Annotated in this window: 6 protein-coding genes; 1 reads left to right on the forward strand and 5 read right to left on the reverse strand. The window is 72.7% G+C overall.

Annotation, left to right across the window (positions count from 1 at the left end; all coding sequences use genetic code 11):
• The 5 genes from ACIG47_RS25500 to ACIG47_RS25520 are packed head-to-tail and all read right to left on the reverse strand — an operon-like array spanning nucleotide 1 to nucleotide 4,416.
• Nucleotides 1-1,212, reverse strand: a complete 1,212-nt coding sequence (locus ACIG47_RS25500; protein WP_397433878.1) for an NAD(P)/FAD-dependent oxidoreductase — start codon at nucleotides 1,210-1,212, stop codon at nucleotides 1-3.
• A gap of 60 nt (nucleotides 1,213-1,272) precedes the next feature.
• Nucleotides 1,273-1,671, reverse strand: coding sequence for a Fur family transcriptional regulator (locus ACIG47_RS25505; RefSeq protein ID WP_397411046.1), 399 nt, complete (start codon nucleotides 1,669-1,671; stop codon nucleotides 1,273-1,275).
• A complete protein-coding gene (locus ACIG47_RS25510; protein ID WP_397433882.1) occupies nucleotides 1,671-2,594 on the reverse strand; it encodes a metal ABC transporter permease in 924 nt (307 codons plus the stop codon). Before ACIG47_RS25510 ends, ACIG47_RS25505 begins: the two co-directional genes overlap by 1 nt.
• Before the next feature lie 8 nt (nucleotides 2,595-2,602).
• Complete coding sequence (locus tag ACIG47_RS25515) at nucleotides 2,603-3,436, reverse strand: metal ABC transporter ATP-binding protein (RefSeq protein ID WP_397433879.1); 834 nt, start codon at nucleotides 3,434-3,436, stop codon at nucleotides 2,603-2,605.
• Entirely contained in the window at nucleotides 3,433-4,416 is a 984-nt protein-coding gene (locus ACIG47_RS25520; RefSeq protein ID WP_397433880.1) for a metal ABC transporter substrate-binding protein, read from the reverse strand. The genes ACIG47_RS25515 and ACIG47_RS25520 overlap by 4 nt, the downstream gene beginning before the upstream one ends.
• 146 nt (nucleotides 4,417-4,562) lie before the next feature.
• On the opposite strand from ACIG47_RS25520, the gene ACIG47_RS25525 reads away from it, so the two are divergent.
• Complete coding sequence (locus ACIG47_RS25525; RefSeq protein WP_397411052.1) at nucleotides 4,563-5,969, forward strand: glycine--tRNA ligase; 1,407 nt, start codon at nucleotides 4,563-4,565, stop codon at nucleotides 5,967-5,969.
• Nucleotides 5,970-6,116 lie beyond the last annotated feature (147 nt).

The raw sequence follows: 6,116 nt of genomic DNA on the forward strand, positions 1-6,116 counted from the left end.
TCAGATGATGTTCGACTCGGGGCCTCGTCGCCCCGGGTCCGTGGGATCGCGGGGGTCGCCCGCGAACCGGTCGGCACTGAACCCCGACACGTCGATCGCGGGAGTGCGGCCCGCGTACAGGTCGCGCACCACCTCGCCGACGGCGGGCGCCTGGAGGAACCCGTGCCCCGAGAACCCGGCGGCGTACAGCACGCGGCCGGGCACACCGGTCGCCTCGCCGATGAGCGCGTTGCGGTCGGGCGTCATCTCGTAGAGCCCGGCCCAGCCGCGCGCGACCGGCACGTCGGTCAGCTCCGGGGCGCAGGCGCCGAGCGCCCCGCGCAGCAGAGGCAGCCAGGCCGGGTCGTAGGTGCGCTCGAACGCGACCGGGGTCGCCGGGTCCGCGATCCCGAGCAGCAGGCCGTCGGGCGCGGCGTTGTGGAAGTAGAAGGTGGTGCCGTAGTCGATGGTGAACGGCACGCGCACGGGCGCGGGGTCCAGCGGTGGCGTGAACCCGATCTGCCGCCGGTACGGGTCCACGGGCAGGTCGAGGCCCGCCTTGGCCGCCACGTCCCGGGTCCAGGCCCCGGCGCACAGCACGACGGCGTCCGTGCGCACCCGGCCCTGGTCCGTCCACACCGCGACGAGCCGGTCGTCGCGGGACTCGAAGCCGGTCACGGTGACGTGCGTGCGCACGCGGGCGCCGTGCGCCTCCGCTCCCGCAGCGTAGCCCTCCACGACGGCCAGCGGGTACGCGAACCCGTCGCGCGCCGCGTAGGCGGCACCGGCGTAGCGGTCGACGTCGACGTACGGGTTGAGGCGCCGGACGGCGTCGGGGGCGAGCATGCGGCTGGCCACCCCGCGCTCGTTCTGCATGGCCACCGACTCCTCGAACAGCGCGACGTCAGCGGTGTCCGGCAGGAGGAACAGGTAGCCGGGCTGCTGCAGGCCGATGTCCGCCCCGGGGCGGTTCGCGAAGTCCTCGTACAGCTCCAGGCTGCGGTTGCCGAGGTCCACGTTGGCCGGGTCGGAGAACTGCGCCCGCACTCCCCCGATGGGCTTGCCCGAGCTGCCGGAGGCCAGCTCCTCCGCCTCCAGGAGCAGCACGTCCGCGCCGTCCTCGGCGAGGTGGAACGCCACGGACGCACCCATCGCGCCGCCGCCGACGACGACCACCTCGGCACGGGCGGGCAGCGATCCCCGGCGGTCCCGGGAGCGGCGCGCTGTGGTCATGCACGCATCCTGCCACGCGCTCCGGCGGGAGTGGATCGACGCCGGAAATCTTCCTGGAAATCAGCCCGCAGACGCGGCGCGGCAGTCCGCGCAGGTACCCCACAGCTCGATGGTGTGCTCGATGTCGTCGAAACCCTGGGCCGCGGCGACCTTGGAGGCCCACGCCTCGACCGTGGGGCCGTCGATCTCGACGGTGCGGCCGCACTGCCGGCACACCAGGTGGTGGTGGTGCTCGCGGCGGGCGCACCGGCGGTACAGGCTCTCTCCGTCTTCGGCGCGCAGCACGTCGACCTCGCTCGCCTCGGCGAGCGCCTGCAGCGCCCGGTACACGGTGGCCAGGCCCACGGATTCGCCGCGGGCGCGCAGCGTCTCGTGGAGCTGCTGGGCCGAGCGGAAGTCGGCGAGCTCGTCGAGCGCCTCGACGACGGCGGTCCGCTGGCGGGTCATGCGTGCGGTCATCAGCGGCACTCCTTTGCGGCGGCCGCCGCACGTTCCGTGGCGGCGGCAGGAAGATCGACGTCGTCGGGCAGATCGGGGTGGGGGTCACCCGCAGGGCGCCGCCGGGTCACCAACGGAGCCACCAGGGACACCACGGCGTAGACCGCGATGGCGAGCACCACGATAGTCGCGCCCGGCGAGACGTTGTACCAGTAGGTGATGCTCAGGCCGGTCACGCAGACCACGACGCCGACGACGCACGCCGTGAGCATGGTGCGCCCGAACGCGTGCGTGACCTGCTGGGCCACGGCGACGGGCACGATCATGAGCGCACTGACCAGCAGCAGGCCGACCACGCGCATCGCCACGGTGACCGTCAGAGCCGACACGACGGCGACGACGATGTTCAGCGCCCACACGGGCAGCCCGGAGGCGACGGCGAACTCCTCGTCGTGGCTCACCGAGAACAGCGCGTGCCGCAGGCCCACGCCGATGGCCAGCACGACGGCGGAGAGCACCACGGTGAGCCCGAGGTCGGCGTCGGTCACGGTGGAGATGGAGCCGAACAGGTACGTCATCAGGTTGCCGGACGAGCCGCCCGCGATGCCGATGAGCAGCACGCCGCCGGCGATGCCGCCGTAGAACATGATGGCCAGGGCGAGGTCGCCGGACGTGCGCCCCCGGCGCCGGACCACCTCGATGAGGACGGAGCCGACCACCGCGGCGACCACGGCACCGGGGATGGCGAGGGCGTCGTTCGGCGTCAGGCCCATGCCCGCGCCGACGAGCCAGCCCAGCGCCACGCCCGTCAGCGCGACGTGGCCGATGCCGTCGCCCAGCAGGGAGAGCTTGCGCTGCACCAGGTACGTGCCGACCACGGGCGCGGTGACGCCCACGAGGAGCGCGGCCAGCAGGGCCCGCTGCATGAACGGGTCGGTGAGCATGAGGGTGATCACGGGCGGACCTCCAGGTCGAGGGCCCTGGCCTCGGCGCCGAGGGTGTTGTCGTCGGCGTGCGGGTGCTGGTGCCGGTGGCCTGCGCGGTCGTGGTCGTCCCGGGCCTGCGGCGGGGCGCCGTCGTGCACCACCGTGCCGTGCTTGAGCACGACGGCGCGCGACACGAGCGGCTCGAGCTCGCCGAGCTCGTGCAGCACCACGAGCACCGTGAGGCCCCCGTCGACCAGGCGGCCCATGGTGGCCGCGAACGCCTCCTGGCTGGCGACGTCGACGCCGGCCACGGGCTCGTCGAGGACGAGGAGGTCGGGCTCGCGGACCAGGGCGCGGGCGATGAGGATGCGCTGCTGCTGCCCGCCCGAGAGCAGGTGCACCGGGTCGTGCACGCGTTCGGCGAGGCCCACCTGCTCCAGGGCGGCCGCGACGCGGTCGCGCCAGCCGCGCGGCAGGCGCAGACGCCGCCCGTGCAGCAGCCCGGAGGCGACGACCTCCTGCGCGGTCGACGGGATGCCGCCGCCCGCGCCCGCCCGCTGCGGCACGTAGCCGATGCGGCCCCAGTCCACGCTGCCGCGGCCCGGAGCCGCCAGCGGCTCGCCGAACAGCCGGACGCTCCCCGCGGACGGCACGTTGATGCCGACCAGCGACTTGACCAGCGTGGACTTGCCGGATCCGTTCGCGCCCAGCAGCGCGACGACCTCGCCGCGCCCGACCGTCAGGTCGACGCCGCGCAGGATGTGGCTCGCGCCCGCGCGGAAGTGCAGGCCACGGGCCTCGATGACGGGTTCGCTCGTCTTGGTCACCTCCCCAGTCTCCTCCTCCTCGGTGCCGGTCATGCGCAGACCAGGCCCTCCTCCAGCGCCTTCAGGTTGGCCCGCATCACGGAGACGTAGTCCTCACCAGCGGCCGTCGCGTCCTCGGACAGGCCCTCCAGCGGGTCCAGGACGGCGGTCCGCACGCCCAGGTCGTCGGCCAGCGTCTCGGTGACCTTGGGGCTCACCAGCGTCTCCGAGAACAGGGTGGTGACGCCGTTCTCCTTGACCACGTCGCCGATCTGGCGCAGGCGCGCCGGCGACGGCTCCGCCTCGGGGTCGAGCTCGGAGATGCCCACCTGCTCCAGCGCGTACCGGTCGGCGAGGTAGCCGAACGCGGTGTGGCTCGTCACCAGCGTGGCTCCCTGGCAGGCGGCGAGGCCGTCCGCGAGCTCCTGGTCGAGCGCGTCGAGCTGCTGGCCCAGGCGCAGGGCACCGTCGGCGTACTCCTCGGCGTGCTCGGGGTCCACCGCGGCGAGCTCGTCGGCCACGGCCTGCCCGACGGTCGCGAGCCGGCTCGGGTCCAGCCAGAAGTGCGGGTCGGCGGCACCGTGGTCGTGCTCGTCCTCGGCGTGCTCCGCATGCTCCTCCGCGGTCTCGCCCTCGTGCCCCTCCTCGGTGCCGGTGTGCGCGACCAGCTCGGCGGTGTCGGCGGCGTCGACCACGTGCTCCGGCGCGCGGGCCTCGATGCCCTCGTCGACGGCGGCCTGGAAGCCCGACAGGTACACGACGAGGTCGGCCGTGCCGATCTCGCGGACCTGGGCCGGGGAGAGCTCGAGGTCGTGCGGCTCGGCGGCCGGCGGCGTGAGGTTGTCCACGGTGACGAGGTCGCCGCCGATCTGCTGGGCGACGTACTGGAGCGGGTAGAACGACGCGAGCACGGTCACGCCGTCGGACTCCCCGGCCGCTCCGCCCGTGCCCTGGGCGGAGCACCCGGCGAGGGTCGCCGTCCCGGCGAGGACGAGGCTGGTCAGGGCTGCGCCGGCGGCGCGGGTCGTTGTCATGAGAACGATTCTCACGCCAGGTGAGAACGGATGTCAAAGATCGGCCGCGAGAGGTGGGTCACGCCCTTATTCGTCCGGGGCTGGAGCGGCCCGGACGGTAGGCTGGGCGAACATCGTTCCCCGCCTGTTCCCCTGGAGAGACCCCCGTGTCCGACAAGTCAGTGCGCTCTGCGCAGACCGCCAAGCTCGACGCCGTCGTCTCGCTCGCGAAGCGACGAGGTTTCGTCTTCCCGTCGGGCGAGATCTACGGTGGAACGCGCTCCGCGTGGGACTACGGCCCCCTGGGCGTCGAGCTGAAGGAGAACATCAAGAAGCAGTGGTGGCGGGCCATGGTCACGAGCCGCGACGACATCGTCGGCCTGGACTCCTCCGTCATCCTGCCCCGTCAGGTGTGGGTGGCCTCCGGCCACGTCGGCGTCTTCACCGACCCGCTCACCGAGTGCCTCTCGTGCCACAAGCGGTTCCGCGAGGACCAGATGATCGAGGAGTTCGAGGAGAAGAAGGGCCGCGCCCCCGAGGGCGGCCTCGCCGAGATCGTCTGCTCCAACTGCGGTACCCGCGGCCAGTGGACCGAGCCCCGCGACTTCAACATGATGCTGAAGACGTACCTGGGCCCGGTCGAGGACGAGTCCGGCCTGCACTACCTGCGCCCCGAGACGGCGCAGGGCATCTTCGTGAACTTCGCCAACGTCGCGGCCGCGGCCCGCAAGAAGCCGCCGTTCGGCATCGGCCAGATCGGCAAGTCGTTCCGCAACGAGATCACGCCCGGCAACTTCATCTTCCGCACCCGCGAGTTCGAGCAGATGGAGATGGAGTTCTTCGTCAAGCCGGGTGAGGACGAGGAGTGGCACCAGTACTGGATCGACTACCGCACCAGCTGGTACACGGACCTCGGCATCTCGGCCGAGAACCTGCGGCACTACGAGCACCCGAAGGAGAAGCTGTCGCACTACTCGACCCGCACCGTGGACATCGAGTACCGCTTCGGCTTCCAGGGCAGCGAGTGGGGTGAGCTCGAGGGCATCGCGAACCGCACGGACTTCGACCTGAAGACCCACACGGAGAGCTCCGGCAAGGACCTGGCCTACCGCGACCCGGTGACCAACGAGAAGTACTTCCCGTACGTCATCGAGCCGGCCGCCGGCCTGACCCGCTCGCTCATGGCCTTCCTGGTCGAGGCCTACGCCGAGGACGAGGCGCCCAACACCAAGGGCGGCGTCGACAAGCGCACGGTGCTGCGCCTGGACCCGCGCCTGGCCCCCGTCAAGGCCGCGGTGCTGCCGCTGTCCAAGACGGCCGACCTGCTGCCGACGTCGGAGAAGCTGTCCGCCGAGCTGCGCAAGTACTGGAACATCGACTACGACGTGACGCAGGCCATCGGCAAGCGCTACCGCCGCCAGGACGAGATCGGTACGCCGTTCTGCATCACGGTCGACTTCGAGACGCTGGAGGACCAGGCGGTCACCATCCGCCACCGCGACTCCATGCAGCAGGAGCGGGTCGCGCTCGACAAGGTGGTTCCCTACCTGGCCGGGCACCTCGTCGGCGCCTGACCGGATCCCGTCTCACCCGTCGCGGGGGGGGGGGGGGGGGGGGCCCCCCCCCCCCCCCCCCCCCCCCCCCGGGGGGGGGGGGGGGGGGGGGGGGGGGGTGTGGCGGGGGCGGGGGGGGGCCCCCCACCGCGCGGCCCGGGAGCGGGG

It is taken from the genome of Promicromonospora sp. NPDC052451, from assembly GCF_044547525.1.
Classification (GTDB): Bacteria; Actinomycetota; Actinomycetes; order Actinomycetales; family Cellulomonadaceae; genus Promicromonospora.

Bases quoted from the DNA above. Each gene is read 5' to 3' on its own strand.
- ACIG47_RS25520 (WP_397433880.1), bottom strand. From the start codon at position 4,416: ATGACAACGACCCGCGCCGCCGGCGCAGCCCTGACCAGCCTCGTCCTC.
- ACIG47_RS25515 (WP_397433879.1), bottom strand. From the start codon at position 3,436: ATGACCGGCACCGAGGAGGAGGAGACTGGGGAGGTGACCAAGACGAGC.
- ACIG47_RS25500 (WP_397433878.1), bottom strand. From the start codon at position 1,212: ATGACCACAGCGCGCCGCTCCCGGGACCGCCGGGGATCGCTGCCCGCC.
- ACIG47_RS25505 (WP_397411046.1), bottom strand. From the start codon at position 1,671: ATGACCGCACGCATGACCCGCCAGCGGACCGCCGTCGTCGAGGCGCTC.
- ACIG47_RS25510 (WP_397433882.1), bottom strand. From the start codon at position 2,594: ATGCTCACCGACCCGTTCATGCAGCGGGCCCTGCTGGCCGCGCTCCTC.